Here is a 17798-nt window from a genome sequence, read left to right as displayed (position 1 = left end):
CGCAGCCGCAGGCGCGTTCACCGCACCCGCGCCCACGGCGCACCCCGCGCCCGCACCGCGCACCCCGTTCCCTCCTTCCGCCCCGAGGACCCCATGTCGCTGACCAGTGATCCACCCTTCGTCAAGGCGCCGGCCGAGCCCGAGGACTACGGCGCGCTCAAGGTGGTGCCCGTGCGGCACCCCTGGCGCTGGGCCGCCGTGATCGTGACCGCGGTGCTGCTCGCCCAGTTCGCCCACGGCCTCGCCACCAACCCCGGCTGGGAATGGGAGGTGTTCGCCGAGTTCTTCACCGCCGAGGTGATCCTCAAGGCCGTCTGGGTGACTCTGCAACTCACCGCGTACGGTACGGCGTTGGGCTTCGCCCTCGGGATCGTCCTCGCCTTCATGCGGCTCTCGGACAGCCCGTTCCTGAAGGCCGTCTCCTTCGCGTACATCTGGGCCTTCCGGTCCATCCCGCTGATCGTGCAGCTGCTCTTCTGGTTCAACCTCGCCTATCTCTACAAGGAGTTGAAGTTCGGCATCCCCTTCGGGCCGGGCTTCTTCACCTTCGACACGATGGGCCTGGTCGGCGCGATGAGTGCGGCCGTCCTGGGACTGGCCCTGCACCAGGCCGCGTACGCCGCCGAGATCGTGCGCGGGGGTGTACTGGCCGTCGACAGCGGCCAGTTGGAGGCCGCCGCGGCCCTCGGTATCCCACGTCTGCGGCAGATCCGCCGCATTGTGCTGCCGCAGGCGATGCGCTCCATCCTGCCGAACGCGGCCAACGAGGTGATCTCCCTCTTCAAGGGCACCTCGATCGTCTCCGTCATGGCGATCGGCGAGCTCTTCTACCAGGTCCAGGTCATCTACGGACGCAACGGCCGGGTCGTACCGCTGCTCATGGTCGCCACGGCCTGGTACATCCTCCTGACCACCGCGCTCTCCGTCCTCCAGCACTACGTCGAACGCCACTTCGCGAAGGGAAGCACCCGATGAGCGCGCCCACCACCCCTGCCGCCGGCACTGGCACCGCCACCGACGGCACGGCCGACGGGCCTGCCGCGCCCATGGTCGACGTCAGGGCCGTCCACAAGAGCTTCGGTTCGCTGGAGGTGCTCAAGGGCGTCGACCTGGAGGTGCGCGCGGGCGAGGTCACCGTCATCCTCGGCCCCTCCGGCTCCGGCAAGTCCACGCTGCTGCGCACCATCAACCACCTGGAGAAGGTCGACCAGGGCTGGATCAGCGTGGACGGCTCCCTGGTCGGCTACCGGCGCTCCGGCGACAAGCTCTACGAGCTGCGCGAGCGCGAGATCCTCAAGCAGCGCACCCGGATCGGGTTCGTCTTCCAGAACTTCAACCTCTTCCCGCACCTCACGGTCCTGGACAACATCGTCGAGGCCCCGGTCTCCGCGCTGAAGCGGTCCCGCAAGGACGTCACCGAGGCGGCGCGCAGGCTGCTCGACCGGGTGGGGCTCGCCGACAAGGCCGACGCCTACCCGAAGCAGCTGTCCGGCGGACAGCAGCAGCGGGTGGCCATCGCCCGCGCGCTCGCCCTGGAACCGAGGCTGCTCCTCTTCGACGAGCCGACGTCCGCGCTCGACCCCGAGCTGGTCGGCGAAGTCCTCGACGTCATCAAGGACCTGGCCCACCAGGGCACCACGATGATCGTCGTCACGCACGAGATCGGCTTCGCCCGTGAGGTCGCGGACACCGTCGTGTTCATGGACGACGGCCGCATCGTCGAACAGGGCGCCCCCGGCGACGTACTCGACGCGCCGAAGCACGAGCGCACCCGTGCCTTCCTCTCCAAGGTCCTCTGAGGTCCCGAGCGCTCCCTGACCAACTTCTCCACCGGCCTGCCGATTCCCTACCGGCCTGCCGACCGGCTTTCCGGTCGAGGCCGCCTCCGTTCACCGTCCGTCCCTTTCCAGCACAGGAGTTCACCGTGACATCCCGACGCACCCTCGCCGTCTCCGTCGCAGCCCTCGTCGTCGCCCCGCTGCTCAGCGCCTGCGGCGGTGACAGCGACGCGGCGACCGGAACGGGCTCGTCCGGCACCAAGAAGGTCGGCGACGTCAACATCGGCCCCGACCAGAACCGGATCCGCGGCAAGAAGGCCGACGAGATCGCCGCGCTCGTCCCGGCGGCGATCCGCGAACGCGGCACGCTGAAGCTCGGCCAGAGCGCCGACGCCTCGCCGCCACTCGGCTTCTACGCGACCGACGACAAGACGAGAATCGGCTCCGAGATCGACCTCGCGACCCTCGTCGCCGACACGCTCGGCCTGAAGCTCGACAACGACGAGGTCTCCTGGGAGAACCTCTTCGTCGGCCTGGACAGCGGCAAGTTCGACGCCGTCTTCTCGAACGTCACCGTGACCGAGGAGCGCAAGGAGAAGTACGACTTCGCCACCTACCGGCTCGACAACATCGCGTTCGAGGCGAAGAAGGGCAGCGGCTGGAAGGTCGACGGGCCCGAGGACGTGGCCGGCAGGACGATCGCCGTCTCCTCCGGCACCAACCAGGAGAAGATCCTCGTCGACTGGAGCAAGCAGAACGAGAAGGCGGGTCGCAAGGCCGTCTCCATCAAGTACTTCCAGAAGGACACGGACTACTACCTGGCTCTCCAGTCGGGCCGTATCGACGCCTATCTCGGCCCGAGCCCGTCGGCCGCGTACCACGTGTCCAGCGCCGGGCAGTCGGAGATCGTCGGCACGCTCTCGGGCGCCGGTGACGACCTCCAGGGCAAGATCGCCGCGACCACGAAGAAGGGCAGCGGACTCGTCGACGCGTACGCCGCCGCCGTCAACCACGTGATCGAGGACGGCAGTTACGCGAAGGTGCTCAAGCGCTGGGGCCTGTCGAGCGAGGCCGTCCCGAAGTCGGAGATCAACCCGCCGGGCCTGCCGAAGATCTGACGCCGGAGCCCTTCCACCTGCGTCCTGTTCCACCTACGTCCTGTTTCACCTAGGCCCCGTGCCGCCGCCGTCGCGGCGGCGGCACGGGGGCCTCCCAGAAAGGTTCTCCCTCCCATGACGCCACCGAACGGCCGGGGGCTTCTGCACCTGGCCGCAGCCGTCGACCAGACGGCGGCCCACGACGACGTCTCGGTCCACGTCGAGCTGACGCGGCTCGCGGAGAGCGGCGGCTTCGACTTCGTGACCCTGGGCGACAGCTTCGCTCGGCCGGGGTTCGACGCGCTCGCCGTACTGGCGCGGGTCGCGCCCGCCACGACCCGCATCGGGCTGGTGCCGACCGTCACCACCACCCACACCGAGCCGTTCCAGGTCCAGGCCGCCGTGGCGACCCTCGACCGGGTGAGCCGCGGCCGGGCGGGCTGGTGTATCGATGTGTCGACCACCGAGGGCGAGGCCCGCCTCTTCGGTCGTCGGCACGCCGCGCCCGTCGACGCGCTGTGGCAGGAGGCGGGACAGGCCGCCGAGGTGGCCGCCCGGCTGTGGGCCGGCGCCGACCGTGCGGACCCGCACCCTGTCCACCACCCGGTACGGGTCGTCGACGCCACCGACCGGCACGCGCGTACGACCGCCGCCCGGTACGCGGACGTGGCTCTGGTCCAGGGTACGAACCCGGCCCAAGTGGGGGCGATCCGGGCCGAGTTGCAGGCCATCGCGCTCGCCCACGGCCGGGACCCGGACGAGCTGCGGGTCCTCGCCGCCCTCACCGTCGACCTCGGTGACGGCGAGCGCGCGGCCGAACCGGGCCACGGCGGCGGAGGCCCGCGTCAGACCGCGCAGGGCCCGCTGTACCGCGGCGGACCCGTCGACCTCGCCGAACTGATCGCCGCCTGGCACGAGACCGGTGCCGCCGACGGCTTCCACCTCACCCCGGTCGAGCCCCGCCGGGACCTGGAACGCCTGGTCAACGGCACGGCCGCGCTGCTCCAGCACCGCGGACTCCTCCGCACCTTCTATCCGGGCAGCACGCTCCGCGAGCATCTGGGGCTGGGCAGGCCCGCCCACCGGTACGCCGTGACAGGGGGAACGTCATGACCGTACGGACGCCCGCAGAGCAGCCTCCTCGTGAGCCCTTCCAGCGCCTTCCCGAGCAGGTGCACCTCGCCGCGTACCTCCCCGGAGGTGGCGAGAGCACCGCCGGGGCCGACTTCGCGTCCTTCGAGCGTCTCGCGCGCACCGCCGAGCGCGGACTGTTCGACTTCCTCCTCCTCGCCGACCTGGACGCGGCCGGACGGCCCGAGCCGGTCACCGTGCTGAACGCCCTCGTCGGCGTCACCGAGCGGATCGGGCTCGCCGCCACGGTCGACACGGCCTCCAACGAACCGTACGAACTCGCCCGCAGGCTGGCCACGTTGGACCACCTCAGCGCCGGGCGGGCCGCCTGGAACGTGGCGGCGTCCGCCGACCCGCTCGCCCGTACCGCCGAATTCGTCGAGGTGGCACGGGAGTTGTGGGACTCCTGGACGCCGGACGGCGTCGTGCGCCCGTTCGCGCACCGCGGGCGGCACTTCGACATCGCGGGCGAGTTCACCGTGCCGCGCTCCCCGCAGGGCCACCCCGTCGTCATCCGTCCCGCCGACGACTCCCCGGAGGGACGCGCGTTCGCCGCGTCCACCGCCGAGGTGCTCCTCACGCGGTACGGGACCCCGGCGGCGGGCCGTGCGCTCCACGCCGAGGTGCGGAGCCGACTCGCCGGGTACGGCCGTGACCGCACGGACCTGAAGATCATGGCCGAGGCCACCGTCGTACTCGGCGCCACGGACGCCGAGGCGCGGGAGAGGGCCGCCGGGATCGGGGCGCCGGACGGCCGGTGGTCCTTCGTCGGCACGGCGGAGTCGGTCGCCGCCGGGATCGAGGACTCCGTACGGGCCGGCGCGGCCGACGGTTTCGTCCTCGTACCGCATCCGGCGACAGACGGCCTCGACGCGTTCGTGGACCGGGTCGTGCCGCTGCTCCAGGAGCGTGGCGCGTTCCGTGCGGAATACACCGGTACGACGCTGCGCTCACACCTCGGGTTGCCGGAACCCGTGTGGAAGGGCTGATCGCATGACGACGGACGCGGCGGAGGACTGGAAGCACTGGCACGAGCAGCGCACCCTGACGGTCTCCGCGCCCCACGGGCCCCTCGCGCTCCGCGGAACGCACTGGATCGAAGATCATCCGGAGGGACGAATTCCGGACATGCCCGGCCGCTGGACCCTCGACGGGGGCGCGGTGCTGCTCGCGGCGGGGGAGTCCGAGGGCGTCCTGGTGGCCGGACGGCCCCTGAACGGCCAGGTCAGGCTGGTGGCCGACCTCGGTCCGGCGGGCGAAGCCCGGGTCGCGTACGGGGAGCGCCGGTTCGTCGTCCTCGTACGCGAGGGTGTCTGGGGCGTACGCGACTTCGACCCCGCCTCACCTGCCCGGCAGGCGTTCCGCGGCATCGACGCCACCTCGTACGACCCGCGCTGGTCGGTGCCGGGGCGCTTCACGCCGTACGGGGAGAGACGGACCGTGCGCGTGGGGAACGCCGACGGGCGCGAGCGGGGGCTCGGGCTCGGCGGGGAACTCGCCTTCACTCTGGACGGCCGGGAGCTGACGCTGCAGGTGACGGTCCAGGAGGACGGTTCGCTGTGGGCCGTCTTCGGCGATTCCACCAGCGGGCACGGCAGTTACCGCTTCCGGTTCCTGCGACCTGCGGCGCCCGACGCCAGGGGGCGCACGACGGTGGACTTCAACCGGGCCCTGCTCCCACCGTGCGCATTCGCGGACCACTTCATCTGCCCATTCCCGCCGCCGGGGAATACCCTGGGCGCGGAGATTGCGGCCGGAGAGCGCAATCTGCTCCGGTGACGCGCTCAGCCCGATCCGTACGCGACCCATATATCGGCGCCGAAGAGATCAACACCCGTGGGACATACGTATGTTGAACGCCGTACGGCCGAAAGGCGCCCTTGCGTCGTTCGGGTGCGCGGCCAAATACTCCCCCCAGCGCCTTGTCAGGGGCACGGCGTATCCGGAATCCGGACACTCTGCCTCTGGCGTGCGCCTCACGGGCCCCGACCCCACGCGGGCCCCCGACTTCCCTTTGGAGGGAACGAACAGTGAGGACCAAGCGCACCACCCCCCGTAGTGGCATAGCGAGACGGACCCGGCTGATCGCCGTGAGCACCGGACTCGTGGCCGCGGCCGCGTTCACCGTCCCCGCGGCGAACGCGAGCGACGCATCGACGTTCAGCACGACCCAGCTGAAGAGCGCCAACTCCGCGGTGCTCAAGGCCGATGTGCCGGGTACCGCCTGGGCGACCGACGCCAAGACCGGCAAGGTCGTCGTCACGGTCGACAGCACTGTCTCCAAGGCGGAGATCGCGAAGATCAAGCAGGCCGCGGGCGCCAACGCCGGAGCCCTGCAGATCAAGAGCACCCCCGGCAAGATCAACAAGCTGATCAAGGGTGGCGACGCCATCTACGCGACCAGCTGGCGTTGTTCTCTCGGCTTCAACGTCCGCAGTGGCAGCACGAACTACTTCGTGACCGCCGGACACTGCACCGACGGTGCGGGCACCTGGTACTCCAACTCCGGTCGCACCACGGTCCTCGGGCCGACAGCCGGGTCCAGCTTCCCGACGAACGACTACGGGCTGGTGCGTTACTCGAACACCACGATCGCCAAGGACGGCACCGCCGGCAGCGTCGACATCACCAGCGCGGCCACCCCGAGCGTGGGCACCAACGTCATCCGCACCGGCTCCACCACCGGTACGCGCACCGGACGGGTCACCGCCCTGAACGCGACCGTCAACTACGGTGGCGGCGACGTCGTCTACGGCATGATCCAGACCACGGTCTGCGCCGAGCCCGGCGACTCCGGCGGTCCGCTCTACGGCAGCAACGGTGTCGCCTACGGTCTGACCTCCGGCGGCAGCGGCAACTGCACCTCCGGCGGCACCACGTTCTTCCAGCCGGTCACCGAGGCCCTGAGCGCCTACGGCGTCAGCGTTTTCTGACCGGCCCGCACCGAAGCAGCATCCGTACGGCCCGACCTGCAGCCAGCAGCAGACGAGCCCCCGCACACCGTTCGCGGTGCGGGGGCTCGTCCCTTGCCCTGCCCTGCGTGGCCCGCGCCGGCTCAGCCGTCGCTCCTAGGGGTGGCGCACAGCCAGTCCAGTACGTCGGGGAGGGCTTCCAGCGCCGAGAAGTGGCCCCCCTTGGGGTCCAGGACGGGGCGGGCGCGGGGGATGTTCCGGGCCAGCCACTCGAAATGGCCCACCGGGGAGAAGGTGTCCTCGGCGCCGTGCCACAGCAGCACGGGCCGGGTGATGCGCGCCGGGTCGAAGCCCCAGTGGCTCAGCAGCGCGAGATTGTCGTCGAGCCAGCCGTACGCCGAAGTGCGCAGCGCCGCACGGTAGTTGCGCAACAGCATGTCGCTCACGGCCGGAGTGGACACGATCCGCCGGTCGGACTCGGTGAGGCCGTCCCGGATCGACGCGAGGAGCTGCGCCGGGTCCGTGCGGATCTCGGCGGCCCGCGAGGCGAGCCGCTCCGAGAAGTCCACGGGGTCGGTCAGCGCCCGGGTGAACTCCTCGACGTGGGACTCCGCCATCCCCTCGAACCAGTTCAGCCCCTCGCTGGAGGGCGGCGCGAGGCTCGCCAGCGCGGCGGCCCGCCGTACCCGGGTCGGCAGCAGCGCCGCACAGGCCAGCGCGTGCGGGGCACCGCCCGCCCGGCCCAGCACCGCGAACGGACCCAGTTCGAGTGCGTCGGCCAGCGCGGCCACGTCCCGTGCAGCCTGGGCCACCCGGCGACCGGGGCCGCGGTCCGAATCCCCGTACCCGGGGCGGTCGTACGCGATGAACCGTACGCCGGGGCGTGCTTCGATCATGTCCTGCGGCACCACCCCCGTCCGGCAGCCCGGTGTGCCGTGCAGCAGCACCACCGGCGTCCCCTGAGGGTCGCCCCATTCCTCGAACGCCAGCCGCCGTCCGTCCCGCATCCGTATCCCGCCAGGCACCGCTGTCCTCCATCTCCCCTTCGTCCGCGCGCCGGAGTTACCGTCGAAGTACACACCTTTTGCGCCCGTTACGGACCCTGGGGGTCGTCATGGTCGAGGAGCTGGTGACGGCGGGAGTGGCACTCGCGTCCGTCGGAGCGGTGTACGGGATGGCGGCGGCCCGAGTCGTCAAACAATACGAGCGCGGAGTGGTGCTCCGGCTCGGAAAGCTGCGATCGGGGATACGCGGTCCGGGCTTCACCATGATCATGCCCTTCGTGGACCGGCTGCAGAAGGTCAATATGCAGATCGTGACGATGCCGGTGCCCGCGCAGGAGGGGATCACCCGGGACAACGTCACGGTCAGGGTGGACGCCGTCGTCTACTTCAAGGTGGTGTCCGCCGCCGACGCGGTCATCAAGGTCGAGGACTACCGGTTCGCGGTCTCGCAGATGGCGCAGACCTCGCTGCGTTCGATCATCGGCAAGAGCGAGCTGGACGATCTGCTCTCCAACCGCGAGAAGCTGAACCAGGGCCTGGAGCTGATGATCGACAGCCCGGCCGTGGAGTGGGGCGTCTCCATCGACCGGGTCGAGATCAAGGACGTGTCGCTGCCGGAGACGATGAAGCGGTCGATGGCGCGCCAGGCGGAGGCCGACCGTGAGCGGCGGGCCCGGGTCATCAACGCGGACGCCGAACTGCAGGCCTCCAAGAAGCTGGCGGAGGCCGCCGGAGTGATGTCGGAGCAGCCCGCCGCGCTCCAGCTGCGGCTGCTGCAGACCGTGGTGGCGGTCGCGGCGGAGAAGAACTCCACGCTCGTGCTGCCCTTCCCGGTCGAGCTGCTGCGGTTCCTTGAGCGGGCCCAGCCGGGGCACGGCCCGCATCCGGCACACCCGGCGCATCCGGGGACGGCTCACGTGCAGTCCCAGCAGGCGCCGCGGCCACCGCAAGCGCCGCAGGCACAGCAGTCACCGCAGGAGCCGGCCGAATCGCGGCAGGCCCTCGACGGGGCTTCGGGCCAGACCTCGGACGGCACCGCGGACCGGCCGCTGGAGCTGGCGGCTCAGGCGCAGCAGTTGCTGACCCAGTGGCAGCAATCGATGCAGGAGCAACTCCCGCCCGTCGAGACACCGCTGGATCCGGACTCCCGAGGGTCGAAATCCGGACAGGACTAGACCTCACAGAGGGGCGTTGGTTACTCGCTCGTAGTATTTGCAATGGGGATCGACGTGGTGTGACGGCGTTCTTGTCAACGCGCGTCAACCGTGCGGGGGCGCACGTCGGTTGTGGTGCGCGCGTCCTGAAGTCGACCTTGTGTGCCCCGGTGCGGCCTCGGAATAGTGGGCGGTGTCCGTTGGCATGGACGCGGCTTTTTTCATGAGTCGTCACCCTTGCCACACACCTTTCGGTCGCGATGGTCCCCACAACCGCCGCGTCCGACCCCCCACAGGAGGACACGAGTTGAAGCACCGACGCATATCCAGGCGACGGGCCGTCGCGGCCGGCGCGGGCATCGCCGCACTCGTCGCGGGCGGAGTCACCTTGCAGAGTGCGAACGCGAGTGAGAACGCGCCCGCTCCCGAGCCGAAGGTCCTCTCGGTCACGGCGGCCGGAAAGCTCGCCTCGACGCTCGGCAAGGACCTCGGCGGCGACGCCGCGGGAACGTACTACGACGCGAAGGCCAAGAGCCTTGTCGTGAACGTGCTGGACGCGGCCGCGGCCGAGACCGTCGAGTCGGCGGGCGCCAGGGCGAGAGTCGTCGAGAACTCCCTCGCCGACCTGAAGAGCGCCCGTACGACGCTGAAGCAGGACGCGACCATCCCCGGCACCTCGTGGGCGCTCGACCCCGCGACCAACAAGGTCGTCGTCACCGCGGACCGTACGGTCACCGGTGCCGAGCTGACCAAGCTGACCAAGGTCGTCGACGGGCTCGGCGGCACGACCGAACTCAAGCGCACGAAGGGGGAGTTCAGGACCTTCGTGGCCGGCGGTGACGCCATCACCGGTGGCAGCGGCCGCTGCTCGCTCGGCTTCAACGTGGTCAAGGGCGGCGAGCCGTTCTTCCTCACCGCCGGGCACTGCACCGAAGGGATCACCAACTGGTCGGACTCCTCCGGCACGGAGATCGGCGAGAACGCGGACTCCAGCTTCCCCGACAACGACTACGGCCTGGTGAAGTACACCGCGGACGTGGACCACCCGAGCGAGGTGAACCTCTACAACGGCTCCGCTCAGCAGATATCGGGCGCCGCGGAGGCGACTGTCGGGATGGAGGTCACCCGGAGCGGGTCCACGACCCAGGTGCACGACGGGTCGGTGACCGGTCTTGACGCGACCGTGAACTACGGCAACGGCGACATCGTCAACGGGCTCATCCAGACCGATGTCTGCGCGGAGCCGGGGGACAGTGGTGGGTCGCTGTTCTCGGGGAGCAGCGCGATCGGACTCACGTCCGGTGGCAGTGGTGACTGCACCTCCGGTGGGGAGACGTTCTTCCAGCCGGTGACCGAGGCGTTGTCCGCCACGGGTACGCAGATCGGCTGACGGCTCCGCCGTCCTGCCGGGTGTGCGCCGGCCCCGTTCCCACCTGCCTGGTGGGGGCGGGGCCGGCGCGTTGTCCGGAGGGTGCGGGTTCGGTGGGGCGCGCCCAAGAGATTGCGCCGTTCCCCGCGCCCCTGGAGGCGCCGCTTCGCGTGCGCCTTGGCCGGCTGGAGGGTGTGGGTCCGGTGGGGGCGCGCCCGAAAGATTGCGCCGTTCCCCGCGCCCCTAAAGGCCTTGGGGCGGAGCCTGTCTGTTACGTGAGCCCGCAGCCAGGGTGATTGCTGTGCCCAAGGCCGCCCATGCCGCCAGTACCAGCATGGAGGTGGTGATGTCGTTGGACTTGAAGTAGGCGATCGAGCGGGCCGCCCAGGTGCCGGCGCCCGGGGGGAGCGCGGGGCCGATCGCCTTCCAGAACGGGGGGAGCATCGGCGGGGGGAGGGCGCCGCCCGCGCTCGGGTTGCCCAGGATCACCACCAGCAGGACCGCCACTCCGATGCCGACGATCCCGAAGACGCACTGGAGCGCCAGCGTGGCGGCGCCCACCGCGAAGGTGATGAGCGCGCCGAGTCCCCAGAGGGCCGCCACGCTTCCCGGCAGGGCGCCCAGGACCGGTCCGACGATGACCGCCCCGCCGAGTCCGCCGACGATCGAGACCAGGGCCATCGCGGCGAGCCGGATCACCGCGCGCCGCGGATTGGCCGGCCGCGCCCCCGCGCTGATCGCCAGCGCCGACGCGCACAGATAGCCGCCCACGCACCAGCCGACGACCAGGTAGAAGGGGGTCAGTCCGTTGGCGTCCTGGGCGTCGGCAGGGACCACGTCGACGGTCCGTACCGTGCGCCCCTGGTCCTTCTCCAGCTCGGTGGTGAGCGCGATCAGGGCGTTCGACAGGGTCTTGCCGCCGCCGGAGGCGACCAGCAGGGTGTCGGTGGTGCCGTTCGGGTCGACGAGCAGGGCGCCGTCGATGTCACGGTTCGCGATCTGTTCGCGGGCCGTCTTCTCGTCGGTGAGCGTCCGGGGGTCCAGGGGGCCGCCGGGGAGTTTTTCGAGCCGGGCCACCGTCTGCCCCGCCGCGGCGCCCGGCGCGACCACTCCGAACGCCACGTCCTTCGGCTTCGGATGGTGCAGCGCCCCCACGTAGGAGGCGATGAAGAGCAGCTGCAGGGCGACCACGCCGATGACGAGCAGCGTGGCCCGCGGGGTGACCGCGTCCTTGACCTCGGAGAGGAAGGACTTCGGCGGGGCCTCTGCTGTCCGTGACATGTCCCCACGGTCCGGGTGCCGTGACGTTTCCGCAGGTGGGACGGGTCCGAACGGATGTCGTACAGATGTTCGATGCGCGACCTGGGAATGGTCTATGGTGGAGGTGAGGAACTTGGGAACTAATGTTCGAGGGCCGAGTGAAAGCCCCTGGTGGTGGAGGTGCGCGTGTCCGGCTTCACGCATCTGCACACCGCCTCCGGATACTCCCTGCGGTACGGGGGCTCCCACCCGGAGCGCCTCGCCGAGCGCGCCTCCGAGCGGGGCATGGACGCGCTGGCGCTCACCGACCGGGACACCGTCGCGGGCGCGGTCCGCTTCGCGAAGGCCTGCGCCGCGCAGGGTGTGGGCGTGCGCCCGCTGTTCGGGGTCGACCTCGCGGTCGAAGAGCCCGCCGGAGGATTCACCGGAGGGCCCGTCGGAAGGGCTGCCGCAGAGTCCGTACGGAGTGAGCGGCGCCGAACCCCCGTGCGGGGCGGTGCCTTCATCGACGAGTCGACACCGCGCGTGACCTTCCTCGCCCGGGACGGTGCGAAGGGCTGGGCCGATCTCTGCAGGATCGTTACTGCGGCCCATGCGGGCGAGGGGCAGCCGCTGCTGCCCCGGGCCGAGAACCACGCCGAGGGGCTGACCGTGCTGCTCGGCCCGGCCTCCGACGTCGGCCGCGCGCTCACCGCCGGACGGCCCGACCGGGCGGCGAGACTGCTCGCGCCCTGGCGGGAGGTGTACGGCGACGCGCTGCGCCTGGAAGCGGTCTGGCACGGACGCGAGGGCACCGGACCCGGCTCCCTGCGCCTTGCCGCCCGTACCGTCGGCTTCGCCGCCGAGCAGCGGGTGCGCCCGGTGCTCACCAACGCCGTCCGGTACGCCGACCCCGGCATGGGCCCGGTCGCCGACGTACTGGACGCCGCCCGCCGGCTGGTCCCCGTCGACCCCCGCAAGGAACTGGACAGCGGAGAGGCCTGGCTCAAGGGCGAGGGGGCCATGCTCGCCGCCGCCGAACGGGTCGTCGAGGCCGCCGGCTACCGCCGCGACACCGCCTACCGGCTGCTCGAACAGACCCGGGCCGCCGCCGACGAGTGCCGGGTCGACCCGGAGGACGATCTCGGGATCGGCGCCGTGCACTTCCCGGAGGCGCACCTCGTCGGCGCCGGGCGCCGCAGCGCGCAGCGCGTACTGGCCTCCCGGGCGGCGGCGGGGATGATGCGCCTCGGGTACGACCGCTCCTCCAAGGCGCGTGAGTACTGGGACCGGATGCACCGAGAGCTGGACATCATCGCCCACCACCACTTCGCCTCCTACTTCCTGACGGTCTCTCAGGTGGTGGACGACGTGAAGGGGATGGGCATCCGGGTCGCCGCGCGCGGCTCCGGGGCGGGCTCGCTCGTCAACCACCTCATCGGCATCGCGCACGCCGACCCCGTCGAACACGGACTGCTGATGGAACGCTTCCTGTCCAAGCGCCGCGCGGTCCTGCCCGACATCGACATCGACGTGGAGTCCGCGCGCCGTATCGAGGTCTACCGCGCGATCATCGGCCGGTTCGGCACCGAGCGGGTCGCGACGGTGGCGATGCCGGAGACGTACCGGGTGCGCCACGCGGTACGGGACGTCGGCGCGGCCCTCTCCATGGACCCGGCCGACATCGACCGTATCGCCAAGTCCTTCCCGCACATCCGCGCCCGCGACGCCCGCGCCGCGCTGGCGGAACTGCCCGAACTCCGTGCCCTGGCCGAGGAGTCCGCGCGGAAAGGTTCGAAGTACGGGCGGTTGTGGGAACTGGTGGAGTCACTGGACGCCCTGCCGCGCGGAGTCGCCATGCACCCGTGCGGGGTCCTCCTGTCCGACGCCTCGCTCCTCGCCCGTACGCCGGTCGTGCCGACCAGTGGCGAAGGGCTCCCCATGTCGCAGTTCGACAAGGAGGACGTCGAGGACCTCGGGCTGCTCAAACTCGATGTGCTGGGGGTGCGGATGCAGTCCGCGATGGCGCACGCCGTGGCCGAGGTGGAGCGGGCGACGGGCGACCAGGTCGACCTGGACGCCGTCGCCGTCGAGGAGGGCGACCCGGAGACGTACCGGCTCATCCGGTCGACGGAGACGCTGGGCTGCTTCCAGATCGAGTCGCCGGGTCAGCGGGACCTGGTCGGCAGGCTCCAGCCCTCGACCTTCCACGACCTCGTCGTCGACATCTCCCTCTTCCGCCCCGGACCGGTCGCGGCCGACATGGTGCGCCCGTTCATCGAGGCACGGCACGGCCGGGCGCCGGTCCGCTACCCGCACCCCGATCTGGAGAAGCCACTGAAGGGCACGTACGGGGTCGTGGTCTTCCATGAGCAGGTCATCGACATCGTCGACATCATGACCGGCTGCGGACGGGGCGAGGCGGACCGGGTGCGGCGCGGGCTCTCCGACCCCGAGTCGCAGGGGCGGATCCGCTTCTGGTTCGCGCAGCACGCGGCCTCGCGGGGGTACGACGCGCAGACGATCGCCCGTACCTGGGAGATCGTCGAGGCCTTCGGGGCGTACGGCTTCTGCAAGGCGCACGCGGTCGCGTTCGCCGTGCCGACCTATCAGTCGGCGTGGCTGAAGGCGCACCACCCGGCCGCCTTCTACGCCGGGCTGCTCACCCACGATCCCGGGATGTACCCGAAGCGGCTGCTGCTCGCGGACGCGCGACGGCGGGGGGTGCCGATCCTGCCGCTGGACGTGAACCGGTCGTCGGTCGCACACAGTATCGAACTGGTGTCCGGATCGGTGTCCGGGCCGGTGTCTGGATCAGCGTCCGGACCGGTGTCTGGACCACCCGAAGGATCGCGGGGCTCGGGGGGAACCTGGGGGGTGCGGCTCGCGCTCTCCGACGTGCACGGGATCAGCGAGGCCGAGGCGGTCCGGATCGAGCAGGGGCAGCCGTACGCCTCGCTGCTCGACTTCTGGGAACGGGCCCGGCCGAGCCGCCCGCTGGCCGGACGGCTCGCGCAGGTGGGCGCGTTGGACACCTTCGGCGCCAACCGCCGTGATCTGCAACTGCACTTGACCGAGCTGCACCGGGGCGCACGCGGCGTCGGCGGTGCCGGGGGTTCCCAACTCCCGCTGACCGGAGGGCAGGAGACCGCGTCGGCCGGGCTGCCGGACCTCTCCTCGGCGGAACGGCTCAGCGCCGAACTGGGCGTGCTCTCCATGGACGCCTCACGCAATCTGATGGACGATCACCGAAAGTTCCTGGACGAACTGGGCGTCGTCACGGCACGCCGGCTGCGGGCGGCCGAGCACGGCGAGACGGTGCTGGTCGCGGGCGCCAAGGCGGCCACCCAGACACCGCCGATCCGCTCCGGCAAGCGGGTCATCTTCACCACCCTGGACGACGGTACGGGCCTGCTCGACCTCGCCTTCTTCGACGACTCCCACGACACGTGCGCGCACACCGTCTTCCACTCCTGGCTCCTGCTCGTACGCGGCGTGGTGCAGCGGCGCGGCCCACGCAGCCTCAGCATCGTCGGGGCCGCCGCCTGGAACCTCGCCGACCTGGCGGAACTGCGGCACGAGGAAGGGCTGGACGGAGTGGCGATGAGACTGGCCGAGCCGCAGGGAGAGCTGGGGGGAGGGTCCGAGGGAGGGCCCCGGGGAGGGGCTGAAGAGGCCGGGGTCGGGGCCGGGGCCGGTTCCCGGGGTTCGGGGGATTCGACGGGCGGCCGTCGAATCCAGTTGCCCACGGGATACGAAATGCATCCGTGGGCGGATCTGCGCCCGGCGGGCGAGGGGTCCGCGAGCGGAAAGAAACTGTGGCACCAGAGCCCGGGGAGTGCGGGATGACCATCCTCTGCGTACGTTTCCAGCTGCCGCCGATGTACGAGGCCGCCCTGCCCGGGCTGCTCGGCACGGTGGAGGAGTTCACCCCCGTCGTCGAGGCGCTGCCACCCGACGGGGCGCTGGCCGATCTGCGGGGCGCCGAGCGGTACTTCCGGCGGGACGTCGTGGAACTGGCCTCGCTGATCCGGGTACGGGCGCTCGCCTGGCACGGCGTCGACTGCGCGATCGGGGCCGGGCCGGGCCCGATGTTCGCGCGGATGGCCCTGCGGGAAGCCGCCCCCGGGGAGATCCGGGTGGTCCCGGAAGGCCCCCGCGCCCTCACGGAGTTCCTGGCGGAGCGGCCCGTGCGGGCGCTGCCCGGAGTCGGTACGGCCACCGCCCGCACCCTGTGCGAGTACGGCCTCGACAGCATCGGCAAGGTGGCCGCCGCGCCGCTGTCCACCCTGCAACGGCTCACCGGTGCCCGTACCGGCCGCGCACTGCACGAGATGGCGCAGGGCATCGACCGCGGCAGGGTCGTGCCCAACTCCATCTCCCGGTCGCTCGCCGCCGAACGGCCTTTCCCCCGCGACGAGTTGGACCCCGCGCAGCATCGGCGCGCGCTGCTCTCCGCCGCCGGGGAGCTGGGCTCGCGGCTGCGCGCCCTGGAGAAGGTGTGCCGCACGCTCACCCTCACCGTCCGCTACGCCGACCGCTCGTCGACGACCCGCAGCCGTACGCTCCCCGAGCCGACCGCCCACTCCTCCGCGCTCACCGATGCCGCGTACCGCATGTACGAGGCGCTCGGTCTGCAACGGGCCCGGGTCCGTGGCGTGGCGCTGCGGGCCGAGGGGCTCGACCCCGCCGAACAGGCCTCCCACCAGCTCACGTTCGACCCGGTGGACGAGAAGGTGCGCCGTCTTGAGGAGGTGGCGGACCGGGTGCGGGCGAAGTTCGGGGCGGGGGCGGTGGTGCCGGGTGCGCTGGCGGCGTAGCCGCGCTGTGCTCCGCGGGAGAGGGCGTGTGTCGGGTGCGGGTCTGTGGGGGTGGGCCGCGCAGTTCCCCGCGCCCCTGACGGGGCGCCCTTCGGGCGGCCCCGGTCGGTGCCTCAGGGCCGTTCGGGCGTGGGTCGAACTAACCGGGGAGGGTGAAATCCGGGCGTTGCGTGAGCATTTGCCGCGCATTGCGTCCTACGGTCCCATCAGGCCCGCCTGGTGACGGTTCAACGGCACGTGTCAGTGTTCCCGGCTACCACTGGAAGTTTTTACTGACGCGTAACTTCACACATTTACTACTCGCTCGTAACTTGAAAAAAGAACAGCATCCTCGTGATCCGGATCACAGGGCGTATGGCCTCGTCACTCCCTTGAGCCGCAAGGAGATCACCCGATGCTGCCCTGGAAGCACCTGCTCAGACCCCTGTCGGCGCTGCTGCTGACCGCAGTGGTCACGATCGTCCCCGCCACCACGGCCACCGCCGCCGCCACCGACCGGGCCGCGACCGCGACCAGCAGGGGCTGGAACGACTACTCCTGCAAGCCGTCCGCCGCCCACCCGCGCCCCGTCGTCCTCGTCCACGGCACGTTCGCCAACTCCGTCGACAACTGGCTGGGCCTCGCGCCCTACCTGGTCGCCCGCGACTACTGCGTCTACGCCCTCGACTACGGGCAGCTCCCCGGCGTCCCGCTCGTCCACGGGCTCGGCCCCATCGACAAGTCGGCGGAGCAGCTGAAGACCTTCGTCGACAAGGTGCTGGCCGCGACCGGGGCGGCGAAGGCGGACCTCGTCGGCCACTCGCAGGGCGGCATGATGCCTCGCCACTACCTGAAGTTCCTCGGCGGCGCCGCCAAGGTGAACGCCCTCGTCGGTATCGCCCCCGACAACCACGGCACCACCCTGAACGGACTGGCCAAGCTGGTCACGCACTTCCCCGGCGCGAGCGAGGTGCTCTCGGCGGCCACCCCGGCCCTCGCCGACCAGGTGGCGGGCTCCGCGTTCCTCACCCGGCTCAACGCGGGCGGCGACACCGTGCCGGGCGTCCGCTACACGGTCATCGCCACCCGGTACGACGAGGTCGTCACGCCGTACCGCTCGCAGTTCCTCGACGGCCCGAACGTACGCAACATCCTGATCCAGGACCTGTGCGCGCTCGACCTCTCCGAGCACGCGGCGATCGGCCTCATCGACCGCATCGCCTTCCACGAGGTGGCCAACGCCCTGGACCCGCCCCGAGCCACCCCCACAACCTGCCTGTCAGCAATCAGCTGACCCGAGCCCCGCAAGGGGCGC

14 protein-coding genes are annotated in these 17798 nt (G+C 71.1%); 12 read left to right on the top strand and 2 right to left on the bottom strand.

Annotation, left to right across the window (positions count from 1 at the left end):
- The first annotated feature begins 93 nt into the window (after positions 1 to 93).
- The 7 genes from C6Y14_RS36370 to C6Y14_RS36340 all read left to right on the top strand — a co-directional run bounded on the left by C6Y14_RS36370 (position 94) and on the right by C6Y14_RS36340 (position 6939).
- Entirely contained in the window at positions 94 to 975 is an 882-nt protein-coding gene (locus C6Y14_RS36370) for an amino acid ABC transporter permease (protein WP_107021156.1), read from the top strand.
- 71 nt (positions 976 to 1046) lie between these two features.
- Positions 1047 to 1799: an amino acid ABC transporter ATP-binding protein gene (locus C6Y14_RS36365; protein WP_107021228.1), complete on the top strand. Its 753-nt coding sequence runs from the start codon at positions 1047 to 1049 to the stop codon at positions 1797 to 1799.
- A gap of 125 nt (positions 1800 to 1924) precedes the next feature.
- Positions 1925 to 2896 carry an ABC transporter substrate-binding protein gene (locus C6Y14_RS36360; protein ID WP_107021155.1) on the top strand — a complete coding sequence of 324 codons (972 nt, stop codon included), beginning with the start codon at positions 1925 to 1927 and terminating at the stop codon, positions 2894 to 2896.
- 114 nt (positions 2897 to 3010) lie between these two features.
- Entirely contained in the window at positions 3011 to 3988 is a 978-nt protein-coding gene (locus C6Y14_RS36355) for an LLM class flavin-dependent oxidoreductase (protein ID WP_107021154.1), read from the top strand.
- Entirely contained in the window at positions 3985 to 4995 is a 1011-nt protein-coding gene (locus C6Y14_RS36350; protein ID WP_107021153.1) for an LLM class flavin-dependent oxidoreductase, read from the top strand. The genes C6Y14_RS36355 and C6Y14_RS36350 overlap by 4 nt, the downstream gene beginning before the upstream one ends.
- A 4-nt stretch (positions 4996 to 4999) precedes the next feature.
- On the top strand, positions 5000 to 5785 hold the full coding sequence (locus C6Y14_RS36345) for a DUF1684 domain-containing protein (protein WP_107021152.1): 786 nt from the start codon (positions 5000 to 5002) through the stop codon (positions 5783 to 5785).
- A gap of 251 nt (positions 5786 to 6036) precedes the next feature.
- Positions 6037 to 6939, top strand: a complete 903-nt coding sequence (locus C6Y14_RS36340) for a S1 family peptidase (RefSeq protein ID WP_107021151.1) — start codon at positions 6037 to 6039, stop codon at positions 6937 to 6939.
- Positions 6940 to 7061: 122 nt separating this feature from the next.
- Here the strand turns inward: C6Y14_RS36340 and C6Y14_RS36335 are convergent, their stop codons facing one another.
- The gene (locus tag C6Y14_RS36335; protein ID WP_107021150.1) at positions 7062 to 7943 is read right to left on the bottom strand and encodes an alpha/beta fold hydrolase; all 882 of its coding nucleotides are present in this window, start codon (positions 7941 to 7943) and stop codon (positions 7062 to 7064) included.
- 89 nt (positions 7944 to 8032) lie between these two features.
- Between C6Y14_RS36335 and C6Y14_RS36330 the strand changes: the two genes are divergently transcribed.
- Both C6Y14_RS36330 and C6Y14_RS36325 read left to right on the top strand, forming a co-directional pair.
- Positions 8033 to 9097, top strand: a complete 1065-nt coding sequence (locus tag C6Y14_RS36330) for a slipin family protein (protein ID WP_199854986.1) — start codon at positions 8033 to 8035, stop codon at positions 9095 to 9097.
- 286 nt (positions 9098 to 9383) lie between these two features.
- The gene (locus C6Y14_RS36325; RefSeq protein ID WP_107021149.1) at positions 9384 to 10466 is read left to right on the top strand and encodes a S1 family peptidase; all 1083 of its coding nucleotides are present in this window, start codon (positions 9384 to 9386) and stop codon (positions 10464 to 10466) included.
- Between the two features lie 222 nt (positions 10467 to 10688).
- On the opposite strand, the gene C6Y14_RS36320 is transcribed toward C6Y14_RS36325, so the two are convergent.
- Positions 10689 to 11726, bottom strand: coding sequence for an ABC transporter permease (locus C6Y14_RS36320; protein WP_107021148.1), 1038 nt, complete (start codon positions 11724 to 11726; stop codon positions 10689 to 10691).
- 165 nt (positions 11727 to 11891) lie between these two features.
- Between C6Y14_RS36320 and C6Y14_RS36315 the strand changes: the two genes are divergently transcribed.
- From C6Y14_RS36315 to C6Y14_RS36300, 3 genes are all read left to right on the top strand, one after another.
- Positions 11892 to 15533, top strand: a complete 3642-nt coding sequence (locus tag C6Y14_RS36315) for a DNA polymerase III subunit alpha (RefSeq protein ID WP_107021227.1) — start codon at positions 11892 to 11894, stop codon at positions 15531 to 15533.
- Positions 15530 to 16504, top strand: coding sequence for a DNA polymerase Y family protein (locus C6Y14_RS36310; RefSeq protein ID WP_107021147.1), 975 nt, complete (start codon positions 15530 to 15532; stop codon positions 16502 to 16504). The genes C6Y14_RS36315 and C6Y14_RS36310 overlap by 4 nt, the downstream gene beginning before the upstream one ends.
- Positions 16505 to 16898: 394 nt before the next feature.
- Positions 16899 to 17777 carry an esterase/lipase family protein gene (locus C6Y14_RS36300; protein ID WP_107021146.1) on the top strand — a complete coding sequence of 293 codons (879 nt, stop codon included), beginning with the start codon at positions 16899 to 16901 and terminating at the stop codon, positions 17775 to 17777.
- Positions 17778 to 17798 lie beyond the last annotated feature (21 nt).

Origin of the sequence: Streptomyces dioscori (genome assembly GCF_003024195.1) — a bacterium.
Lineage (GTDB): Bacteria > Actinomycetota > Actinomycetes > Streptomycetales > Streptomycetaceae > Streptomyces > Streptomyces dioscori.
Note: the sequence above shows the minus strand (reverse complement) of the source record. Positions and strands in the feature narration are given on the sequence as shown.

What these genes read in the sequence shown, in the direction of transcription:
- C6Y14_RS36370 (WP_107021156.1), top strand. Translation starts at nt 94, where the DNA reads ATGTCGCTGACCAGTGATCCACCCTTCGTCAAGGCGCCGGCCGAGCCC.
- C6Y14_RS36365 (WP_107021228.1), top strand. Translation starts at nt 1,047, where the DNA reads ATGGTCGACGTCAGGGCCGTCCACAAGAGCTTCGGTTCGCTGGAGGTG.
- C6Y14_RS36355 (WP_107021154.1), top strand. Translation starts at nt 3,011, where the DNA reads ATGACGCCACCGAACGGCCGGGGGCTTCTGCACCTGGCCGCAGCCGTC.
- C6Y14_RS36350 (WP_107021153.1), top strand. Translation starts at nt 3,985, where the DNA reads ATGACCGTACGGACGCCCGCAGAGCAGCCTCCTCGTGAGCCCTTCCAG.
- C6Y14_RS36345 (WP_107021152.1), top strand. Translation starts at nt 5,000, where the DNA reads ATGACGACGGACGCGGCGGAGGACTGGAAGCACTGGCACGAGCAGCGC.
- C6Y14_RS36330 (WP_199854986.1), top strand. Translation starts at nt 8,033, where the DNA reads ATGGTCGAGGAGCTGGTGACGGCGGGAGTGGCACTCGCGTCCGTCGGA.
- C6Y14_RS36320 (WP_107021148.1), bottom strand. Translation starts at nt 11,726, where the DNA reads ATGTCACGGACAGCAGAGGCCCCGCCGAAGTCCTTCCTCTCCGAGGTC.
- C6Y14_RS36310 (WP_107021147.1), top strand. Translation starts at nt 15,530, where the DNA reads ATGACCATCCTCTGCGTACGTTTCCAGCTGCCGCCGATGTACGAGGCC.
- C6Y14_RS36300 (WP_107021146.1), top strand. Translation starts at nt 16,899, where the DNA reads ATGCTGCCCTGGAAGCACCTGCTCAGACCCCTGTCGGCGCTGCTGCTG.